This window comes from Polynucleobacter duraquae (assembly GCF_000973625.1).
In the GTDB taxonomy this organism is placed as follows: Bacteria; Pseudomonadota; Gammaproteobacteria; order Burkholderiales; family Burkholderiaceae; genus Polynucleobacter; species Polynucleobacter duraquae.
Genome location: NZ_CP007501.1, coordinates 125,190 through 146,129, shown reverse-complemented (window position 1 = coordinate 146,129; position 20,940 = coordinate 125,190). Strand labels below are relative to the sequence as shown.

The window sequence follows — 20,940 nt, the reverse complement described above, 5'->3', positions numbered from 1 at the left end:
CTGTCATCAAAAATTAAATTGCTTCAGGGCTTCAGGCATACCTTGTGCGATGGCAGCCTGTTCTTTTGCAGCGTAAGTAGCGGCGTCCCACAACTCTAGATGACTGCCCATGCCGAGCAGCATCACTTCTTTTTCAATGCCGGCGGCTGATCGCAACTCTGGGCTCACCAAAATTCTTCCAGCGCCATCCAAATCGACTTCTGCAGCGTTGCCAAGAAAGATGCGACGCCACCAATGGGCATCCATTGGCAATTGCGCAACACGTGAGCGGAAGGTTTCCCACTCAGGTCGAGGGAATAGCAGCAGGCATCCGTCAGGGTGTTTTGTGAGCGTAATTCGGCCCTCACCTTGAACTAACAAGGCGTCACGATGCTTTGCCGGCACGGACATGCGGCCTTTTGCATCTAAATTGAGAGCTGAAGCACCTTGAAACACCATTTACCCCACTTTTTCACACTTCCTCCCACTTTAGAGGATCGTAATAAGAGGGTCAAGTCTTTTTGGCTTATTTTTTAGGAAATTTCCTAGTGATTACAAACACTTAGCGTCATATGTTGATAAAATGGTGCTTATAAAAATGCTACTTGAAACAATGGCTTGGAAAATATACTTAAGAATAGGTCTTAGCTATTTAGCCTAATAATAGGTAAATATACTGTATTAATACACAGTATATTAAATAAAAATATTCGAAAAATTAGTAATGGCTAAATTTTATAAGCAGTGCTTGTCATCACTTTAGACATGACCTGCATCAGACTCTGAATGGGCTTCGGTAAGTCCGCCCCACCAGCCAAAATGGCGGCCTGTCCATGCTCAATTTCATCGATGCGCATTTGATCAACAATTGCACGAGAACGTTCATCTTCTAAAGGCAATGTTTCGAGATGACTCTCGAGGTGATTCTCTACCTGTTTTTCTGTTTCAGCAACAAATCCAAGACTCCACTTATCGCCCGCTAAGCCAGCAACCAAGCCGATTGCAAAGGATCCTGCATACCAAATTGGGTTGAGATAACTAGTGTGTGAGCCCAACTCTTGGAGGCGTGTTTCGCACCAAGCTAAATGATCCATCTCTTCTTGGCCAGAGTCATCTAACATCTGCCGAATTTCAGGGTTGCGTGCTACTAATTTTTGAGCTTGATAAAGAGCTTGAGCGCAGACCTCGCCCACATGATTCACGCGCATTAACCCAGCTGCATGTTCTCTCTCTTTGGTATCCAATAATCCACTAGATGGCGTATTTGAACCCGGCATTGGGCGATGAGCATGAGCGCCCCCGACTACCGAACGTAGGGCTGTATCAAACTCAGTAATGAAGCGATCAATTAGTGCCATAAGCCTGAGAAACTAGACTAAAACCTCTGTTTTGCTACTTTGCTTAGTCTTCAAACCTAGTTCAGCCAATAGCTCGCGGTCTTGTTCTGCCTCAGGATTACCGGTAGTGAGTAGTTGCTCACCATAGAAAATCGAATTAGCCCCAGCCTGGAAGCACATGGCCTGAACTGCCCTACCCAACTCCTGACGTCCAGCCGAGAGGCGCACACGCGCACGCGGCATAGTGATACGAGCTACAGCAATGGTTCTCACAAATTCAAGCGGATCCAAGGGTTTCTGATCTGCCAAAGGGGTTCCTGCCACTGGGACCAAATGGTTAATTGGCACCGACTCTGGATACGGACTTAAATTAGCCAAACGCGCCAAGAAGGATGCACGTTGCTCACGAGACTCACCCATGCCCACAATCCCCCCGCAGCACACTAACATGCCTACAGCACGCACATTAGAGATCGTGTCCAAACGGTCTTGATAGCCCCGAGTAGAGATCACTGAGCGGTAGAAGTCCTCACTGGTATCCAGGTTGTGGTTGTAGAAGTCTAAGCCAGCCTCTTGGAGGGCTTGAGCCTGATTGGGCTCCAGCATCCCCAGAGTCGCACAGGTTTCAAGACCCAAAGCCTTCACACCCTTGATCATGGCAGTGACTTTTTCAATATCACGATCTTTGGGCTCCCGCCAAGCAGCACCCATGCAAAAACGGTTTGATCCGGCAGCTTTGGCAGCTTTGGCAGCCTCAAGCACCTCATCTAAATCCATCAACTTGTTCGCCTTGACATCAGTGTCATAACGAGCCGCCTGAGGACAATATCCACAATCCTCGGGACAACCGCCGGTCTTGATTGACAAAAGCGTAGCCAATTCCACATCACCATCAGGGAAGTTGGCACGATGGGTCTCTTGTGCCTTAAACATCAAATCACTAAATGGCAGAGCAAATAGAGCCTCAACCTGGGCTACTGACCAAGCACCCAAAGCGTCAACCTCTTTATGTAAATCCTTTTGAGATTTGACTTGGGTGAGGGGTTTTTCAATAGTTTGGGTGGCCTGCATGGTCGAATTCCAGAAAATAGATCAATTCAAGGCATAAACATAACAGATAGAAGCCTAAATTAGGAAAAACTAGTGGTCAAATACCAAACATGAAGCTTATTTCTGATCCAAATCAAACCTCTCTGGTTGATCGCAGCCTAGATGCTGTTTGGCATCCCTGCACTCAGATGAAGCATCACGAGTCATTACCATTAATTGCCATTACTAAAGGTAAGGGTGCTTGGCTCTTTGATGACCAGGGCAATGCCCTCCTCGATTGCATTAGCTCCTGGTGGACTAATCTATTTGGCCACTCCAATCCGCGCATCAATCAGGCCATTACAAGTCAACTTGAAAAAATTGAGCATGTCATGCTCGCTGGATTTACCCATCCTCCTGTAGTAGAGCTATCCGAAAAACTATCTGCTTTAACTCAAGGCCAATTGGGTCACGTATTTTTTGCATCCGATGGTGCGTCTGCAGTAGAGATTGCTTTGAAGATGAGCCACCACTTCTGGCGACTAAATAATCATCCCCAAAAGAAAAAATTTGTCTGCCTAGAAAATGGCTATCACGGTGAAACTTTAGGCGCATTAGCAGTCACTGATGTTGCGATATTTCGAGAAGCATATGGATCGCTATTGCAAGATGTCTTTACCGTGCCTTCACCTGATTCACGAAAAGCGCAGCCTGGTGAAAGTGCTGACGATGTCGCCATGCGAGCAGCAGAAAAATTAGAAGAGTTACTGAAGGCAGAGCATCATCATATCGCCGCAATCATTATTGAGCCGCTCGTTCAATGCGCTGGTCAAATGGCAATGTACTCTCCTGAATATTTACGCCTTGTAAGGGCACTCTGTGACCGTTACAACATTCATCTCATCGCCGATGAGATCGCAGTAGGCTGTGGTCGATCGGGAAAGTTTTTTGCTTGTGAACATGCGGGAATTTGGCCAGACTTCCTGACACTCTCTAAAGGTATTAGTGGCGGGTATCTTCCGCTCTCGCTCTCGATGACGACTGACAAAATTTATCAGGCCTTCTATGGCGATCAACTGCAACAAGGTTTCTTGCACTCGCATTCCTATACAGGTAACCCAATGGCATGTGCTGCTGCACTTGCCTGCTTAGACATTTTCGAAACTGAATCTGTTCTTGAAAAAAATATTGAACGCAGCAAAGATCTCGCTAATGCATTTGCTTGGGCAAAAGTAGATCCTCGCATCGAACATTGGCGTCAGCAAGGCATGATCCTGGCATTTGATGTCAAACCTGAATCACTCCAGCGTAAAACTATTTTTTCAAGAGAGGTGTTTTCTGCAGGAATGGCAGAAGGTATTCTCATCAGACCCATTGGTAATACGATTTACGTCATGCCGCCGTATATTCTCTCCTCAGAAGAAACGATGCGAATGGGTATCTCTGTACAGCGCGCTCTCAATCAGGTGTTGGTATGAGTACAAACTTTAAAGCTCGAGCTATGGCAGAGCACCAGATTGACGACCTAGATGCGCAATTACTTAGACGTAAATTGCGTAGCACCGCGTCACCCTGTGATACCAAGGCTCGGGTTGACCAACGAGAACTCAAAGCGTTTTGTAGTAACGACTACTTGGGCCTAGCAAATCATCCTGAATTAGTTGCTGCGCTTGCCGAAGGTGCAAAACGATATGGGGTTGGTAGCGGTGCGTCACACTTAATCAGTGGCCACAGCATTGCGCATGATCTACTTGAAAAAAAATTAGCGGCTTGTGAGAGTAAATATATTCCCAATGCAAGAGCACTATTTTTTAGTACTGGCTATCTTGCCAACATCAATGCGATTACCGGTCTAAGTAAACTTGCTAATCAAGGTGAAGTCAGTATTTATTCAGCCAAACTCAATCATGCCTCTTTGATTGATGGTGTACGTCTAGCAAGTTCACAAACTAAAGCTAAAGTGACTTTGTTTGATCACCAAAATCTCGATTTTCTAGAAGAAGTATTACAGCAAGATGCGCACCCACTTAAATTGATTGTGGTCGATGGAGTCTTCAGTATGGATGGGGATATTGCGCCCGTTAAAAATCTACTTCGTATTGCTGAACAATATGATGCGCTGCTGATGGTAGATGATGCGCATGGCTTTGGCGTACTTGGCGAACAGGGCCATGGCATTCTGGAGCAATCGGCCGTGCATTCAGAAAGGATTATTTATGTTGGCACGCTTGGAAAAGCAGCTGGTGTCAGCGGCGCATTTATTTGTGCAACTGCGCCTTTTATTGAATGGCTTATCCAAAAAGGGCGCCCTTATATTTACAGTACCGCTACACCACCTGCGATTGCACACACCCTAATTACTAGCTTGGAACTCATCGAGGGTAAGGAAGGTATTACGCGTCGTAAACAATTAAATCAATTGATTCAAATTTGGCGCGATGAAATGACTTTCCAGCACTGGGAAAAAACACCCTCATCAACCCCAATTCAGCCTGTGATCTTAGGAAGCAATGCCAGTGCATTGGCAGCCGCCAAGCTCTTGGATGAGGCAGGTTATTGGATTCCAGCAATTCGACCGCCTACCGTACCCGTCGGTAGCTCGCGTCTACGCATCACTTTTTCTGCAAATCATAGTGTTGATGATTTACGAGAGCTGATCAAGACATTGCAAGTAATTGAGCAAGAAGTAAAAAGTAATTTATGACACTAAGAACATCTGCCGGTTTTTTTATTACTGGTACTGATACTGAAGTTGGCAAAACTTTGGTCAGCGGTGCACTCATTCTAAAACTTAGAGAGGATGGTATTCGCACCATAGGCTTCAAACCGGTGGTTGCAGGGACTTATGTTGATGCTAGCGGCCAAAAACTCAATGAAGACTTGGAGACATTGCGCATTGCTTCAGGATTAAATACTCGCGAGCAAAGTCTTTGTCCATTTGTTCTAGATGTGGCGGCAGCTCCACATATCGTTGCCCAGCAAAATAAGGTGCATTTAGATGCCACCCGAATCTTAGATGAATTCAATACATTGACCTCGGTATTTGATTCGGTAGTGGTTGAAGGTGTAGGTGGGTTTTTAGTCCCACTGAACGAGCAGGAAGATTTGGGGGATGTAGCGCAGGCAATGGATTTACCAGTCATTCTCGTAGTAGGTATGCGCTTGGGCTGTATAAATCACGCCCTACTCACTTGTGAAGCAATGGTGTCGCGCCAGTTGACAATTGCGGGCTGGGTAGCCAACACGCTGTCAGAGGAAATGCCTTCATTAGCAGAAAATATTCAAACCTTAAAGGATCGAATTTTTGCGCCTTTTTTGGGCATTATTCCTAACCTGCCTCCGCATCTTCAGAAATCAGAGAATGCCCCCTATTCCATTGAGGCCTTACGATTTGCTGCGGGACACATAAAACTGCCTGAATAAATTCAGATAAGATGAAACTATGCGATTACTTCCAGAAATCATAGACTCCGCATCAGCTATTCAAGAGATTCGCCGTAACATCCATGCGCATCCAGAATTGCGTTTTGAAGAAAATCGCACTTCTGATCTTGTGGCTGAAGCGCTTTCGAGCTGGGGAATAACGGTTTATCGCGGCCTTGGAAAAACTGGAGTTGTCGGAAAGCTGGATGGGGACTTAGGTCCAGGCAAGATGGTTGGATTACGTGCCGATATGGATGCACTGCCATTACAAGAACACAATAACTTTGAACATACTTCAAAGAATCCCGGCAAGATGCATGCCTGTGGCCATGATGGTCATACTGCCATGCTCCTCGGTGCTGCTCAATACTTATCTAATCATCGAGACTTTACCGGTGCGGTAATTTTCATTTTTCAGCCTGCCGAAGAAGGTGGTGCTGGCGCGCAAGAAATGATTAACGATGGACTCTTTAAGCAATTTCCTTGCGATGCTGTCTTTGGTCTGCACAACTGGCCAGGACTTGCCGAAGGGCATTTTGGCGTGACATCTGGCCCAATGATGGCATCAAGCAATACTTTTGAAATCACTATTCGAGGTAAAGGTGGACATGCCGCTTTGCCACATAATAGTGCTGACCCCGTACTTGCGGGCGCTCAAGTTGTCCAAGCTCTGCAAAGCATCATTACTCGCAATAAACGCCCTGTGGATGCAGCAGTCTTATCCGTCACACAGTTTCATGCGGGCGAAACAAGCAACGTGATTCCAGATAGCGCCTTTATCGGCGGAACCGTTCGCACATTCACCTTAGAAGTTTTGGATTTGATTGAACAACGCTTACGAGAAATCTCCCATAACGTATCTAGCGCATTTGACTGTAAAGCTGAAGTCAGCTTTGCTCGCAACTATCCTCCACTCATCAATCATGACAAGGAAGTAAGTTTTGCAAGCGAGGTCATGAGTGAGCTGGTTGGAGCGCAAAGCGTCAATACTTCTATCGACCCAACAATGGGCGCAGAAGACTTTGCATTCATGCTTTTAGAGAAACCTGGTTGTTATGTATTTCTAGGCAATGGTGATGGCGATCACCGCTCGGTAGGTCATGGCATGGGCCCATGCCATCTTCACAATCCTTCTTATGACTTTAATGACGCGCTGATCCCAGTAGGCGTTAGCTACTGGGTCAAGTTAGCTCAACGCTACTTAGAAAAATAATTCAGCCTAAGTAGTAAATTGTTTACGAGTTCGTAAATTGAGCTGGGCGCTTTTCCATAAAAGCTGCCATACCTTCTTTTTGATCATGAGTCGCAAAGCACGAATGGAATAAACGACGCTCAAAATGAATGCCTTCTGAGAGCGTAGTTTCATAAGCAGTATTGATCGCTTCTTTCACCATCATTGCAGTTAGCAGCGGCATATCCGCAATTGTCTTAGCAATTGCTTTCACTTCCTTTAGTAAATCTGCTTGCGGGAAAATACGAGAAACAAGTCCAGAACGCTCTGCCTCAGCTGCATCCATCATGCGACCTGTTAACGCTAAATCCATTGCTTTTGCTTTTGAGACTGCGCGCGGTAAACGCTGCGTACCACCAGCCCCAGGAATGATCCCTAGCTTCACTTCCGGTTGCGCAAACTTAGCACTGTCTGCTGCCATGATGGTGTCACACATCATCGCTAACTCACATCCGCCGCCAAGAGCGTATCCAGATACTGCAGCAATCACTGGCTTGCGTACTTTTTTTATCTCCTCCCAGTTGCGCGAGATAAAGTCACCGCGATAGACGTCGGCAAAACCATACTTGGCCATTGTTGCAATATCTGCACCAGCTGCAAATGCTTTTTCACTGCCGGTAATAATGACGCAGCCAATATTGTCATCAGCATCAAAACCCAACAGCGCCTTTCCTAATTCATTCATTAACTCATCATTGAGGGCGTTTAATACTTGAGGACGATTGAGAATAATGACGGCAACTTTGCCATCTACTTCGGTCAGTATGTTGTTGTAAGTCATCAATCTCTTTCAAAAATATTTGTTTAGCGTGGCAACAATAGCCACATCTTGCCATCTTGCTTCATGCGTCCCGCCAACTCACCTGCAGAATCGCCTGATCCCCAATAGTAATCCGCTCGCACCCCACCCACAATGGCTTTACCTGTATCTTGAGCCATCACTAACTTTTGCAAGGTTTGGCTACTTAGTGGCTTAGTGGTACTTAAAAATACTGGGGCACCTAAAGGCATCGCTTTCAAATCAATCGCAATGCTGCGCTCAGCAGTTAGAGGCACGCCCAATGCGCCATTAGGCCCCAGATCGGCACTGACGTTACTTGGCAACTCTTTGAAGAACACAAATCGAGGATTGGCATTGAGCATCTCCTCTACTCGACCTGGGTTGCGCTTGGCCCATGCAGAGATACCCTGCATTGTTGCCTCACCGCGCGTAATCTCCTTGCGATCGAGCAACCACTGGGCAAAAGACTTGAACGGCTGATCATTGGTGCCGGCATAACCAAGTCGTAATACGCGCCCATCTTCCAAACGAATTTTTCCAGATCCTTGAATTTGCATAAAAGCGGCAGCTACAGGATCTTGCACCCAAGCGATTTCTGAGCCTCGGAGCACACCGGAGCTCATGAGCTCAGCACGTGCTGGCGCAGGGCTTGGTTTTGAGCCTTTCCAGGCATTTGGCAGGCCGTATAAGGGAATAGAGTAAGTAGCTGTGCGAGTCTGGGAGCCATTCATGACGGGCTCGTAATAACCGGTGATTAGCCCAGATTCGTTACCTGTAGCGCTGTTACGCACTTCATATACCTGAAAGTTGCCCTCAAAATATTGGCGTATCGCACGTCCATCACGACCTGAAATTACTGAGGTCAGGGAGCACACCTGGCGCCAATTAATTTCGCTATTGCGTTTACGCAGAGCATCACAACTCTTGAGCCAAGCTGGCCAAGCCTGGCTTAAATCATCCTCTTGCCAGCCAGGCAAGTCCTGCCACGAGACGGATCGAAAGCTAGCGATAGAGGAGCTGTAGCTAGTTGGGGCAGCGCCACTTGATCGATAAGCAGATCCACGGGTAGAAGGCGTAGAGCAAGCAGCCAATAAGCTGGCAATGCTGACAGCGAATACACTGCAGGCAAAGACTCGCGAAGTATTTTTGCGACTTATCAATTTGGATATAGAAATCATGATTGCCAATTTACTCGATGAATACCCCATGATCTTGTTTGCCTTGGAGGGTGGCTTAGCCTTAGCCCTGCTGCTTTTTATCGTCCTGTGGACCGGTAAGGGCAAAAAATAGAGCTTTTAAGACCCTAGTGCAAGGTTCTGGGCATCACTAAAGCAAATTCAGGGATTGGGGTCTGGAAAAACTGAGCTTCTTCAGTGACACAGAAATACTCTCCACGCATTGTTCCCGCCGGCGTTGGTAAGGTGGCCCAACTGGTGTACTCAAACTGCTCCCCCGCCCGCAGCAGCGGTTGTTGACCTACCACTCCCAAGCCACGCACTTCCTGGACATCATTTTCCCCATCGGTAATAAACCAATGGCGAGCGATTAGCTGGATACTGGCCGTACCGGTGTTTTTAATAGCGACCGTGTAGGCAAAGGCAAACTGACGATTATCGGGGTCAGACTGGTCGGCCAAATACTGGGTTTTGACTGTAATGCTGATTTCATGAGGATTCATGCTCGAATTCTGCTCCATCCTGAGTCCAACTGCAAGCTAGAATCTAGGGATGGACAGTCAGAAATCACCCTCAAATAGCCAGTTTGTCATTGCCCCCTCGATTTTGTCGGCCGACTTTGCCTGCCTAGGCAAGGAAGTCCAGGATGTTCTCTTGGCGGGTGCAGACTGGATTCACTTTGATGTGATGGACAACCACTACGTCCCCAACCTGACTATTGGCCCCTTGGTTTGCGAGGCAATTCGTCCACACGCAACAAAAGATGGCAAGCCAGTGATGATTGATGTGCACCTCATGGTGGAACCAGTAGATCGCATCATTCCAGATTTTGCAAAAGCAGGTGCAAACCTGATTAGCTTTCATCCAGAGGCCAGTCCTCATGTAAACCGCACGATTAATTTGATTCGCGACCAAGGTTGTCAGGCTGGCTTGGTTTTAAATCCTGCGACACCACTACATCACTTAGATCACACACTTGAGTTGCTTGATCTGGTTTTATTGATGTCGGTTAATCCAGGGTTTGGTGGTCAGTCATTTATTCCGAGTACGCTTGATAAGATCGCTCAAGTACGTGCGCATCTAGATCGCCATCAACAAGAAACTGGTCGCCATATTCGTCTTGAAGTGGATGGCGGAATTAAGGTCGACAATATTGCAGAAGTAGCCAAAGCTGGTGCAGATACTTTTGTTGCTGGCTCAGCAATCTTTGGCAAAGAAAATTATGCCGACGTGGTTAAAGCGATGCGCGCAGAACTAGCGACGTCAGGAAAAGCGTAATGCAGCACGATGAATTTCTTGCCCTCGCAAAACAGGGTTTCAATCGCATTCCATTGGTGAAAGAAGTTTTAGCTGACTTAGAGACGCCGCTCTCGCTATACGTCAAGCTCACTCAAGCCTTTGGTCAAAAGAATACCTATCTACTTGAATCTGTTCTGGGTGGTGAGCGCTTTGGTCGATTCTCATTTATTGGCTTACCTGCAAAAACTGTTTTGAGAACAGTGGGTACGCCTGATGCACCACTCACCGAAGTGCTCTTCAACGACAAGGTAGTTGAAAGTAATCATGACAACCCATTAGATTTTGTAGACGCGTATTTCAAGCGCTTTAAAGTTGCAGTCCAGCCCGGCCTACCACGCTTCTGTGGCGGTCTTGCAGGATACTTTGGGTATGACACAGTTCGCTATATTGAGTCGCGTTTAGCAAAACACCATCTGCCAGATGAATTGGGTGTGCCCGATATTCAGTTGATGCTCACTGAAGAGTTGGCGGTTATTGATAATGTTGCAGGTCGCATTTATTTAATTGTTTACGCAGACCCCAGCGTGACAGATAGCTTTGATAAGGGCCAAGCTCGATTAAAAGAATTGCTTGCTTGCTTAAGCAAACCTGTGATCATGCCAGCCTCATTACCAAGCACTAAAACAGAATTAATCCGCAAGTTCAAAGCGGCAGATTTTGAAAATGCCGTCCTCAAAACCAAAGAATATATTTTGGCTGGCGATTGCATGCAGGTAGTGATTAGCCAGCGCATTAGCAAACCATTTACAGATTCACCACTCAGCCTATACCGTGCATTGCGCTCTTTAAATCCATCCCCTTATATGTACTTCTATGACTTTGGTGATCTGCAAGTAGTCGGTTCATCACCAGAGATCTTGGTGCGCCAAGAGCAACGTGAGAGTCAGAAGATTGTGACGATTCGTCCATTAGCTGGCACACGCCCTCGTGGTGCGACACCCGAAGAAGATGAACGCCTTGCTACAGAATTGCTTGCCGATCCAAAAGAGATCGCAGAGCATGTGATGTTAATTGACTTAGCACGCAATGATGTAGGTCGTATCGCAAAGACTGGGACCGTCAAAGTGACAGACTCTATGTCGATTGAAAAATATTCTCATGTTCAGCACATTGTGAGCTCTGTTGAAGGTGAGCTATTAGACAATATGAGTAATATGGATGTTCTGCGAGCAACCTTCCCTGCCGGTACTTTATCGGGCGCCCCAAAAATTCGGGCAATGGAAATTATTGATGAGATGGAAATTGTGAAACGCGGCGTTTATGGTGGCGCAGTAGGCTACCTCTCCTTCTCCGGAGATATGGATGTGGCCATTGCCATTCGTACCGGCGTGATTCGCGAAGGTGTATTGCATTCTCAAGCGGGTGCTGGTGTGGTGGCAGACTCTGACCCAACTGCCGAATGGAAAGAAACCGAAGTGAAAGCTCGAGCAGTTTTAATGGCAGCGGATTTAGTGCAAGGAGGACTCGATGCTCCTCATGATTGATAACTACGATTCATTTACCTACAACCTCGTTCAGTATTTCGCAGAACTTGGTGAGGAGGTAAAGGTCTTCCGCAATGATGAAATCTCCGTTGAAGAGATTGCCAAGATCAACCCTGCTCGTATTTGCATTTCACCAGGGCCCTGCAGTCCAGCGGAGGCAGGAATTTCTGTGGCTGCGATTCAACGCTATGCTGGACAAATTCCTATCCTCGGTGTCTGCCTTGGACATCAAGCAATTGGTGAGGCTTTTGGCGGCAAAATTGTTCGCGCCCAGAAAGTCATGCATGGTAAGACTGATGACATTCACCATACTGGTGTTGGCGTTTTCAAAGATTTACCCAACCCATTCAAAGTGACGCGTTATCACTCCCTTGCGATTGAAAAAAGTTCATTACCGACAATGCTCGAAATAACCGCCACCTCTTCTGATGGTGAAATTATGGGTGTACGCCATAAAGAACTCGCGGTAGAAGGCGTGCAGTTCCATCCAGAATCGATTCTCTCTGAGCATGGCCATGCGCTGCTGAAGAATTTCCTGCAAGCCAAATAACACAGGTATTAAGTCGATCTCTATGTCCCTTACTCCACAGCAAGCGTTACAACAATGTATTGAACTTCGCGAACTTTCTCATGATGAGATGACAGCCATGATGCGCCTCATCATGAGTGGTGAGATGCCACCAACTTTAGTTGCTGGCCTACTCGTTGCCCTGCGCACTAAAAAGGAGACGGTTGGTGAAATCGCCGCAGCTGCGCAAGTCATGCGTGAATTTGCGACACCAGTACATGTAGAGGATAGAAAAAATTTAGTTGACGTAGTGGGCACAGGTGGAGACGGCGCTCACACTTTCAATATTTCTACTGCTGCCATGTTTGTCGCCGCAGCGGCTGGTGCAAAAATTGCTAAGCATGGCAATCGCAGTGTGAGTAGCAAGTCAGGTAGCGCAGATATTCTAGAGTCCTTAGGCGTGAAGCTGTCGCTTTCACCAGAGCAAGTTGCGAAGTGTATCTCTGAGGTAGGTGCGGGCTTTATGTTTGCTCCAAACCATCACCCTGCAATGAAGAATGTTGTGCCAATTCGCAAAGATTTGGGTGTGCGTACAATTTTTAATATCCTAGGACCTCTTACAAACCCAGCAGATGCCAAGCGCATCCTAATGGGCGTATTCCATGCAGACTTAGTCGGTATTCAGGCGCGGGTATTGCAAGCGATGGGAATGGATCATGCGTTAGTGGTTTATGGCCGTGATGGCTTAGATGAGATCTCTCTTGAGGGCCCCACCCTCGTTGGTGAATTAAAGGATGGCCAAGTTCGTGAATATGAGATTCATCCAAAAGACTTTGGTTTAAGTACAGCACTTACCAGCAGCTTTAAGGTGGCCGACGCCGAAGAATCTAAGGCGATTGTTTTAGGTGTGCTCAATAAAAAATCCGGCCCAGCAAGTGACATTGTTAGCCTCAACGCTGGTGCAGTACTTTATGTAGCTGATGTGGCACCAAGTATTGCTAGCGGTATTCAGATGGCGCAAGCAGCCATTGCATCTGGTGCCGCTCGTCAAAAACTAGACCAATTTGTAGCGGCAACCCAAAACTAATTAAGATCTTCATGAGCGATATCCTCGACAAAATTGTTGCTACCAAAAAAATAGAGATCGCTGCCGATTTGAAAAAGATCTCTTTAGCTAATCAACGCGATCAGGCCGAAGAAAATAATCGTAATGCACTCTTAAAACCGCGAGGCTTTATTCAATCTATCGAGCGAAAGATCGCGGCGGGCAAAGCCGGCGTAATTACCGAGATTAAGAAAGCTAGTCCCAGCAAAGGAATCTTACGAGAGAATTTTCAGCCTGCTGAAATCGCTCAGTCTTACGAAAAAAATGGAGCAGCCTGTTTATCTGTACTCACAGATAAAGATTATTTTCAGGGGGCTAATGCTTATCTTCAGGCCGCAAGAGCTGCATGCAATATTCCAGTCTTACGCAAAGACTTTACGATCGATCCCTATCAAGTCTACGAAGCAAGGGCAATCGGTGCTGATGCTGTTTTGCTTATTGTGGCCTGCTTAGAACTCAATCAAATGAAGGAGTTAGAAGCTTGTGCTCATGAACTCGGTCTCGATGTCCTCGTTGAAGTTCATAGCGCTCCCGAGCTAGAGCAAGCCCTTGAATTAAAAACGTCATTGCTTGGAATCAATAATCGCAACCTGAAGACTTTTGAAGTTACCCTTCAAACAACCCTGTCCTTGCTATCAATGGTTCCTACTGGAATAACTCTGGTTACTGAATCTGGAATCATGAATCGTGCAGATGTGCAATTGATGCGTGATCATCAGATCAATGCATTCTTAGTGGGCGAAGCATTCATGCGGGCTAACGATCCTGGAGCAGCTCTGAGCGAATTATTTAATTAGGTAAGCTTTGAGGGTCTCAATAAATCTAGCCCGACTTTAATCAGCCCAACGAATACTATTGTTCCAAGCACATCACCAATTAGCATTACCAAGAAGTGATTGAAGCTTCCGGTCTCATCAAGACTTCGGACCGAAAACCACCATTGATGCAAGCCTGCGCTCAAGGCTGCATAAATCAAAGTGCAAATTACCAACTTCGGTAAAGTCAAATTACTCAGATCAGATGAGATATCTATATTCCTCAATACAAAGACTCTAGCTAAATAGGGTGCAAAGCCGGAAATCAAACCAATGCCCATGCAGGTTGTGAGTTCTCGAGGGAAAGGTCCTAAATAACTAATAAAAAATGATGCGATGGCTATTCCCAATGCGCCCGGCAAGCCAAATATCAGAGTAAGAAATAAACGAAGGCCTGCAGGTAGATAGATCCAATTCACCCCTAAGCCAAAAGTGAGGTGAGTGGTGAGCCAATCATTGACATAAAACAAAATTGTGTACGCTAGCGAACTAATTAAAAACCCTAAAGGCCACTCTAAAACTATTTTTTTCATGATTGCCGACATGTTAATTAAATTAATACTATGTCATCCTAGCCATCAAACTTATGCAGGTATATACTCTCATCGTTAACCCTTAGGCGAATAGCCCTCTAAATCTTTAATCGTTTATGTCGACCACTAAATCCTCTTGCTATATTCGTTTTCTGAATTTGATTGATGTTCTTGATCGAATTAACCCCGGCAAAAAACTCGACTCCATTGAAGAGAGTCTTCTGGACAAAATTATTTTGAGTTTTCATGCTGAGCAGCCCCTATTGGTAGGCGATTTAATTTCAATGTCTGAGTTTGGCTCTCAAGCTACTCTGCACGGACGCCTCAAGAATCTCAGCGCCATGGGCTACATCAAGATGGCAGCGAATGAAGACGGGCGCAAAAAAGAAGTGGTGCCCACCAAGGTTGCCATCAAGCGCTATGAAGAAATTTCTAAGTGCCTAGAAAAGGCTGTCAAAGCGGGTTAATAACTTCCCGCAAGAAAGTAAAAAAGCCCTTAGTAATAAGGGCTTTTTCTTTAAGGATGATGCTTTAAACGTTAAAGAGGAAATTTAATACATCACCATCTTTAACAACATACTCCTTACCTTCGGCACGCATCTTGCCAGCCTCTTTGGCACCAGACTCGCCCTTGAATTGCACAAAGTCTTCATATGCAATAGTTTGCGCACGAATAAAGCCACGTTCAAAGTCCGTATGAATTACCCCAGCAGCCTGGGGAGCAGTATCACCTTGATGAATAGTCCAGGCGCGCACCTCTTTAACACCAGCGGTAAAGTAGGTCTGTAGCCCTAATAACTTATAACCCGCCCGAATCACCCGATCCAAGCCAGACTCCTCCATACCGAGATCGGCAAGAAACTCCGCTTTATCAGCATCATCCAAATCAGCAATCTCAGCCTCGATTGCGGCGCATACCGCCACTACTGGAGCACCCTCTTTGGCTGCATGCTGAATAACCGCCTCTAAATGAGGATTATTTTCAAAACCGTCTTCTTTAACGTTAGCGATATACATTGCCGGCTTTGCTGTGATTAAGCAGAGCGGCTTTAAGAGCAAGTTTTCTTCTTCAGTCAGCTTCATGCTGCGTACCGGCTGCGCTTGATCTAAGTGAGCCTGCACTTTGGTCAGCACAGCCACTAAGGCTGTAGCCTCTTTGTCATTACCTGACTTTGCCGCCTTACTTGAGCGCTGTAGCGTTTTTTCAACTGTAGTTAAATCTGACAGAGCCAATTCGGTGTCGATCACGGCGATATCGGAGATTGGGTCAATCTTTCCGGCTACGTGGATCACATTGGCATCCTCAAAACAGCGCACCACATGGGTAATAGCGTCAGTTTCACGAATATTGGCTAAAAATTGATTCCCTAGACCTTCGCCTTTGGAGGCACCAGCCACTAATCCCGCAATATCGACAAATTCGACAGCTGCAGGCAGGATGCGCTCGGGCTTGACGATCTCAGCCAAAGCGGCAAGACGGGGATCAGGAACCTCGACCACACCTACATTAGGCTCGATCGTGCAGAAAGGATAGTTTTCTGCCGCGATTCCAGCCTTGGTAAGCGCGTTAAAAAGGGTAGATTTGCCGACGTTAGGCAGGCCGACGATGCCACATTTCAAAGACATGGCTGTATTGTAAAGGGCTAGTTTCGATATCATCGAGATATGTCAGAAGTTCACCCAAATACCTCGATTAAATTACCTAAAAATACCTCTCAGATACGGACTGTAGATATTGCCGTAGTCGGCGGAGGCATAGTGGGCAAGGCTTGTGCCTTAGGTCTAGCGCAACTTGGGCTGCAAACGGTTCAAATTGCCCCCGATTTAGGTCAAGTGGTTGCTGCCCCCGAGGGCAGTCAATGGGGCCAACGTATCTATGCTTTTTCTCCCGGCACCCAAAAACTATTAGCCCATCTACAAGTTTGGGATGCCGTTGATCACAGTCGTATGCAAGCTGTTCGAGATATGCGGATTTTTGGTGATCGCGGTGAAAGTCAGGATCAGCTGCATCTATCTGCTTTTGAAGCTGGTACTCCCCAGCTAGCCTGGATTGGCGAATCGAATCTGATCGAGCACACCCTGGATCAAGCCTCACGCTTCCAAAATAAATTAGAGCGTATGAATGGCGCAGTCGAAAAAATTCAAACCATTGATGATGGGGTTCTACTCCACCTAAAAGATGGTTCAAGCTTAAGAGCCCAACTCCTGATTGCTGCTGATGGTGCTAATTCACCCATCCGCTCGGAGTTAGGGATTTCTGCAAAAGAGGAAAGCTACTCGCAAAATGCCGCGGTAGCCAATTGGATTTGTAGTAGCGCCCATTTAGAAACTGCTTATCAATGGTTTTTACCCGGCGGCGATATTGTGGCGATGTTACCGCTACCAAATAAACAGGTATCGATGGTATGGTCAACCTCGCCAGAAAATGCTGCGGATCTTTTAAAACTGGATTTTGCAGACTGGGCTGAAAAGTTTTCCTCGATTGCTAATGGAGCAATAGCTGCTCAACTTGGGGAGCTCAAGCTCAATTCGATACCAGCCACTTTTCCTCTTAGAAGAATTCAGGCGAGTCGCTTCATTGGCCCAGCTGAAAATCCCAAGGTAGTGCTGATTGGAGATGCGGCTCATGTCATTCATCCATTAGCAGGACAAGGCTTAAATTTAGGTCTCAGAGATGTTGCATCACTACTTCACGTGCTGAGTAAACGAGAATCTTTTCGGCTACTCAATGACATAGTGCTACTGCGTCGCTATGAAAGACAACGTCAAGGCGACACCAGTGCATTACTTTGGGTAACAGATAAACTTAAAAAACTTTTTTCAGCAAGTAGTAGTACTGAAAGGCAATTACGTAATTGGGGATTGGGTATGGTCAATCGTAGTCACTTCATTAAACGGCGCCTCATTGAGCGCGCTCTCGGAGATGCTGATTTTGAATAAATTACTTTCTACTCTCGCTTTAGCGTGCTCTCTAGTATTTTTAGTAGGAACAGTCAACGCGCAATCGGAACAGCAAGTTCGATCTGAGCTTCAAAAGAAGATTGGCCAAAACACCAAAATCAAAAGTGTCTCTCAATCACCCATTTCCGGCATATATGAAGTGTTAGTTGGAAATGAGATTTTTTATACCGATGCGAATAGTAAATATTTAATCCAAGGCGAAATCATTGAGATCGCTACTGGAAAAAATATTACGGAGCAAAAACAGGTAGACCTTAATCGCATTAAATGGTCTGAACTCAATTCATCAAATGCTTTAAAAGTAGTACGAGGTAATGGCAGTCGACAGTTAGCTGTTTTTTCCGACCCGAATTGCGGCTACTGTAAGCGTTTAGATAAATCCTTGCAGCAATTAGATAACGTTACGGTCTATACCTACCTTATTCCGATTCTCTCAGCTGACTCCGCGCAAAAGTCGAAACAGATTTGGTGCTCTGCAGATCCCCAAAAAGCCTATGTTGATTGGATGATCAATGGCATTACACCTACCGGCAAGGGCGACTGCAGCACACCTTTAGATAAAAATATGACCTTTGCCAAAACCTATGGCATTACGGGTACGCCTACTATTTTCTTTACTGATGGCAGTCGCTTTCCAGGTGCAGTTCAAATCACCGATATTGAAAAGAAATTTAGCAGCCTGAAGTGAGAGGTAACCCTAATGAATAAATTAAATACCTCTGATCTACCAGCAATCCAGTACACCATTTGGTCGGCGGATTTACACGGTCACCGCTTTCATGTGAAGCTACACATTCAGAATCCCTCGCCCAACGGACAGATTTTGCAGATGCCCGCTTGGATTCCGGGAAGCTATTTAATACGTGATTTCAGCAAACAAATTGAAACGATCGAGGCGTTTGCACTAAATAAGCCAAATCAAGCGCTGGTCTTAGAGCGAATTGATAATGATCAATGGTGCTTACCCAAGGTAGCTGGTGCAGTAGAAATCCTCACAACGGTATATGCATTTGATTCTTCAGTACGAGCCGCCTATCTAGATACTGAGCGTGCTTTTATCAACCCAAGCAGTTTATGTTTAGCAGTCAAGGGGCAGGAGTCTTTACCCTGTGCTGTAGTCTTAGTTCCTCCTCAAGATACTTGCGCGAACTCCTGGACTGTTCAAACGGGCTTGCAACAAGCCAAAGTAGATGATCAAGGTTACGGCTTTTATCTCGCCAAAAATTATGACGATCTCTTAGATCATCCGATTGCGATGGGTGAGTTTCAGATTGCACATTGGCAATCAAGTGGCGCGTCACACGCCATGGCTATTCAAGGTTGCATCCATGAAATTGATCTTGAGCGCTTAGCAAAAGATCTTCAGGCTATCTGTACCAGCACAATTAATCTCTTTGAGCCTAAGACTAAGAAAGCACCTTTCCAGAATTATTTATTTTTGGTGAATGCGGTTCTCTCTGGATATGGCGGACTCGAACATCGCAATAGCACCGCCCTGCTATGCCGTCGTGATCAGATTCCCCAAATAAATTCCCCGGTTGATGAGGTATCTTATCGTGAGTTTTTAGGCCTCTGTAGTCATGAATACTTCCATGCTTGGTTAGTTAAACGCATTCAGCCAAAAGCATTTCAACCCTATCAACTTGATCGCAGAAACCATACTCGTTTACTGTGGTTATTTGAAGGCTTTACGAGTTACTACGATGACTTGCAATTATTCCGTAGCAAACGCATTGATCTCAAAACCTACCTCAAGCTAGTGACTAATAATTGGAATGGTATTTTGCGTGGGCCTGGTAGATTGAAGCAAAGCCTAGCGGACAGCTCTTTTGATGCTTGGACTAAGTATTACCAAGCCGATGAGAACACGCCGAATTCAGTCGTGAGTTATTACGGCAAGGGCGCCTTGCTCGCTTTAGGTTTAGATCTCAAGATTCGTGCATTTACAAGCAACCGCCAATCCTTAGATGATTTGATGCGTCTCATTTGGCAAACTCATGGGGTAACGCTGGATGGCATTGCTGAAGATGGCCTGGACGAGTTGATACTCAAACTACTTGGCAGAGGGTTCTCAAAAACCTGGAATGAGTTTCAATCTCGCTACATTTTTGGTACTGAAGATATTCCAATTCAGAAATGGATTAACTCCCAAACTATTGCAGTAAAACAAAAAACCCATTCCAAGCTTGAGCAAATTAAATTGCAACTTGGGTTGCGTCACACTGAAGTAGGTGGCTGGCTAAAGGTAACCCACGTACTCGACGGTGGTGCTGCGCAATTGGCTGGTCTAGCTACAGGAGATCTTCTGGCTAGCATCAATGGTGAGCGTGTTATTGCTGCTCGCTGGGATGAAATTTTATCTTACTTGATCACAGGGCAAATCATTCAGATTTGCTTTTACCGAGATGACTTAGAGCATGAGTGTATGACCGTTCTTGAGGATGATCAAATTCCAGCCCAGTACATACTCACTCCGACTGAGTAATGCATTCATTTTCTGCAGCTGATATTCCAGAAGATTGGCGCACTCTACTCGGAGACTATTTTGAATCCCCTGAGTGGCAACAACTCCAGGCTAATCTCAGGGCTGAGCTCAATAAAGAGTTCGAGAAGATTGGTCCAGAGCCTCAGAATTTCTTCAAAGCACTCTCGCTGACTCCGCTTAATCAAGTTAAGGTAGTCATCTTGGGGCAAGATCCGTATCACTCTCCTGGGCTAGCTCAGGGTTTGGCTTTTTCCATACCGAGCAATATTCCGATAAATTCTCGCCAATTTCCGAGCTCCTTACGTAATATCAGCAAGGCGCTAGCACTGGAAGGTTTTGGCGCTCTTAAGAATGGGGATCTTCATTCTTGGGCTGAGCAAGGCGTTTTACTTCTCAATACCGCTCTCAGTGTCAAATTGGGTGAAGCAGGCAGTCACGCCAATCTGGGTTGGAAATCCCTCATCGATCGACTGATAAGTGCCTTAGCGCAGCAAAAGCCCAATCTGGTTTGGATGCTGTGGGGAGGTCATGCCCAATCCAAGTTATCCCTTATTGAAGCAGCACCAGATCAATTGATTCTCCAATCCTCACACCCTTCTGGGCTAGGGGTCTATAAAACAGATCGACCCTTCCTAGAGCTTGGTGCTAAGGCAAGTTGTGGGCACTTCACTAAGGCTAATGAGTGGTTACTGAAGCTGGGTCTAAAGCCGATCATCTGGGTAGATAGAAACAATCCAAACTGGTTGGACTTGTTTTCTGCAGGGAATTGACCTTTACATTACATGTAACAAATAA

22 protein-coding genes are annotated in these 20,940 nt (G+C 46.0%); 14 read left to right on the top strand and 8 right to left on the bottom strand.

Features of this window, described 5'->3' with window-relative positions:
- Nucleotides 1-6: 6 nt before the first annotated feature.
- From mraZ to bioB, 3 genes are all read right to left on the bottom strand, one after another.
- Nucleotides 7-435, bottom strand: coding sequence for a division/cell wall cluster transcriptional repressor MraZ (mraZ, locus tag CL55_RS00850; RefSeq protein WP_046331039.1), 429 nt, complete (start codon nt 433-435; stop codon nt 7-9).
- 272 nt (nt 436-707) lie between these two features.
- A complete protein-coding gene (gene coq7, locus CL55_RS00845; RefSeq protein ID WP_046329454.1) occupies nt 708-1,337 on the bottom strand; it encodes a 2-polyprenyl-3-methyl-6-methoxy-1,4-benzoquinone monooxygenase in 630 nt (209 codons plus the stop codon).
- Between the two features lie 12 nt (nt 1,338-1,349).
- A complete protein-coding gene (gene bioB, locus CL55_RS00840) occupies nt 1,350-2,387 on the bottom strand; it encodes a biotin synthase BioB (protein WP_082091856.1) in 1,038 nt (345 codons plus the stop codon).
- 89 nt (nt 2,388-2,476) lie between these two features.
- On the opposite strand from bioB, the gene bioA reads away from it, so the two are divergent.
- Genes bioA through CL55_RS00820 form a run of 4 tightly spaced genes read left to right on the top strand, consistent with a single transcriptional unit; the run spans nt 2,477 to nt 6,981 of the window.
- Nucleotides 2,477-3,823 carry an adenosylmethionine--8-amino-7-oxononanoate transaminase gene (gene bioA / locus CL55_RS00835; RefSeq protein ID WP_046329453.1) on the top strand — a complete coding sequence of 449 codons (1,347 nt, stop codon included), beginning with the start codon at nt 2,477-2,479 and terminating at the stop codon, nt 3,821-3,823.
- Nucleotides 3,820-5,049 (top strand): aminotransferase class I/II-fold pyridoxal phosphate-dependent enzyme, encoded by a 1,230-nt coding sequence (locus CL55_RS00830; RefSeq protein ID WP_046329452.1) that lies wholly within the window; start codon nt 3,820-3,822, stop codon nt 5,047-5,049. The genes bioA and CL55_RS00830 overlap by 4 nt, the downstream gene beginning before the upstream one ends.
- Complete coding sequence (gene bioD / locus CL55_RS00825) at nt 5,046-5,768, top strand: dethiobiotin synthase (RefSeq protein WP_046329451.1); 723 nt, start codon at nt 5,046-5,048, stop codon at nt 5,766-5,768. The genes CL55_RS00830 and bioD overlap by 4 nt, the downstream gene beginning before the upstream one ends.
- Nucleotides 5,769-5,787: 19 nt before the next feature.
- Entirely contained in the window at nt 5,788-6,981 is a 1,194-nt protein-coding gene (locus tag CL55_RS00820; protein ID WP_046329450.1) for a M20 aminoacylase family protein, read from the top strand.
- Between the two features lie 22 nt (nt 6,982-7,003).
- Here the strand turns inward: CL55_RS00820 and CL55_RS00815 are convergent, their stop codons facing one another.
- The 3 genes from CL55_RS00815 to apaG all read right to left on the bottom strand — a co-directional run bounded on the left by CL55_RS00815 (nt 7,004) and on the right by apaG (nt 9,458).
- Nucleotides 7,004-7,780, bottom strand: coding sequence for an enoyl-CoA hydratase (locus tag CL55_RS00815; RefSeq protein ID WP_046329449.1), 777 nt, complete (start codon nt 7,778-7,780; stop codon nt 7,004-7,006).
- 23 nt (nt 7,781-7,803) lie between these two features.
- Complete coding sequence (gene mltA / locus CL55_RS00810; protein ID WP_046329448.1) at nt 7,804-8,958, bottom strand: murein transglycosylase A; 1,155 nt, start codon at nt 8,956-8,958, stop codon at nt 7,804-7,806.
- 125 nt (nt 8,959-9,083) lie between these two features.
- Nucleotides 9,084-9,458 carry a Co2+/Mg2+ efflux protein ApaG gene (apaG, locus tag CL55_RS00800; protein WP_046331036.1) on the bottom strand — a complete coding sequence of 125 codons (375 nt, stop codon included), beginning with the start codon at nt 9,456-9,458 and terminating at the stop codon, nt 9,084-9,086.
- A 49-nt stretch (nt 9,459-9,507) separates the two neighbouring features.
- Here apaG and rpe point away from each other — a divergent pair, with 49 nt between their 5' ends.
- From rpe to trpC, 5 genes are read left to right on the top strand one after another with little or no spacing between them, the layout of a single operon-like run.
- Nucleotides 9,508-10,233: a ribulose-phosphate 3-epimerase gene (gene rpe / locus CL55_RS00795; protein ID WP_046329447.1), complete on the top strand. Its 726-nt coding sequence runs from the start codon at nt 9,508-9,510 to the stop codon at nt 10,231-10,233.
- Entirely contained in the window at nt 10,233-11,738 is a 1,506-nt protein-coding gene (gene trpE, locus CL55_RS00790; protein WP_046329446.1) for an anthranilate synthase component I, read from the top strand. The genes rpe and trpE overlap by 1 nt, the downstream gene beginning before the upstream one ends.
- On the top strand, nt 11,722-12,288 hold the full coding sequence (locus CL55_RS00785; RefSeq protein ID WP_046329445.1) for an aminodeoxychorismate/anthranilate synthase component II: 567 nt from the start codon (nt 11,722-11,724) through the stop codon (nt 12,286-12,288). The genes trpE and CL55_RS00785 overlap by 17 nt, the downstream gene beginning before the upstream one ends.
- A 22-nt stretch (nt 12,289-12,310) precedes the next feature.
- The gene (gene trpD, locus CL55_RS00780; protein ID WP_046329444.1) at nt 12,311-13,333 is read left to right on the top strand and encodes an anthranilate phosphoribosyltransferase; all 1,023 of its coding nucleotides are present in this window, start codon (nt 12,311-12,313) and stop codon (nt 13,331-13,333) included.
- An 11-nt stretch (nt 13,334-13,344) separates the two neighbouring features.
- A complete protein-coding gene (trpC, locus tag CL55_RS00775) occupies nt 13,345-14,148 on the top strand; it encodes an indole-3-glycerol phosphate synthase TrpC (protein ID WP_046329443.1) in 804 nt (267 codons plus the stop codon).
- On the opposite strand, the gene CL55_RS00770 is transcribed toward trpC, so the two are convergent.
- The gene (locus tag CL55_RS00770) at nt 14,145-14,699 is read right to left on the bottom strand and encodes a hypothetical protein (protein WP_046331035.1); all 555 of its coding nucleotides are present in this window, start codon (nt 14,697-14,699) and stop codon (nt 14,145-14,147) included. The genes trpC and CL55_RS00770 overlap by 4 nt on opposite strands.
- Nucleotides 14,700-14,815: 116 nt before the next feature.
- Here CL55_RS00770 and CL55_RS00765 point away from each other — a divergent pair, with 116 nt between their 5' ends.
- Complete coding sequence (locus CL55_RS00765) at nt 14,816-15,166, top strand: hypothetical protein (protein WP_046329442.1); 351 nt, start codon at nt 14,816-14,818, stop codon at nt 15,164-15,166.
- A 64-nt stretch (nt 15,167-15,230) separates the two neighbouring features.
- Here the strand turns inward: CL55_RS00765 and ychF are convergent, their stop codons facing one another.
- Complete coding sequence (gene ychF, locus CL55_RS00760) at nt 15,231-16,325, bottom strand: redox-regulated ATPase YchF (RefSeq protein ID WP_046329441.1); 1,095 nt, start codon at nt 16,323-16,325, stop codon at nt 15,231-15,233.
- Nucleotides 16,326-16,364: 39 nt separating this feature from the next.
- On the opposite strand from ychF, the gene CL55_RS00755 reads away from it, so the two are divergent.
- From CL55_RS00755 to CL55_RS00740, 4 genes are read left to right on the top strand one after another with little or no spacing between them, the layout of a single operon-like run.
- Nucleotides 16,365-17,639, top strand: coding sequence for an FAD-dependent monooxygenase (locus CL55_RS00755; RefSeq protein ID WP_052728690.1), 1,275 nt, complete (start codon nt 16,365-16,367; stop codon nt 17,637-17,639).
- The gene (locus CL55_RS00750; protein WP_237150512.1) at nt 17,605-18,348 is read left to right on the top strand and encodes a DsbC family protein; all 744 of its coding nucleotides are present in this window, start codon (nt 17,605-17,607) and stop codon (nt 18,346-18,348) included. The genes CL55_RS00755 and CL55_RS00750 overlap by 35 nt, the downstream gene beginning before the upstream one ends.
- A gap of 12 nt (nt 18,349-18,360) precedes the next feature.
- Nucleotides 18,361-20,145 (top strand): M61 family metallopeptidase, encoded by a 1,785-nt coding sequence (locus CL55_RS00745; protein WP_046329440.1) that lies wholly within the window; start codon nt 18,361-18,363, stop codon nt 20,143-20,145.
- A complete protein-coding gene (locus tag CL55_RS00740) occupies nt 20,145-20,915 on the top strand; it encodes a uracil-DNA glycosylase (RefSeq protein WP_046329439.1) in 771 nt (256 codons plus the stop codon). The genes CL55_RS00745 and CL55_RS00740 overlap by 1 nt, the downstream gene beginning before the upstream one ends.
- Nucleotides 20,916-20,940 lie beyond the last annotated feature (25 nt).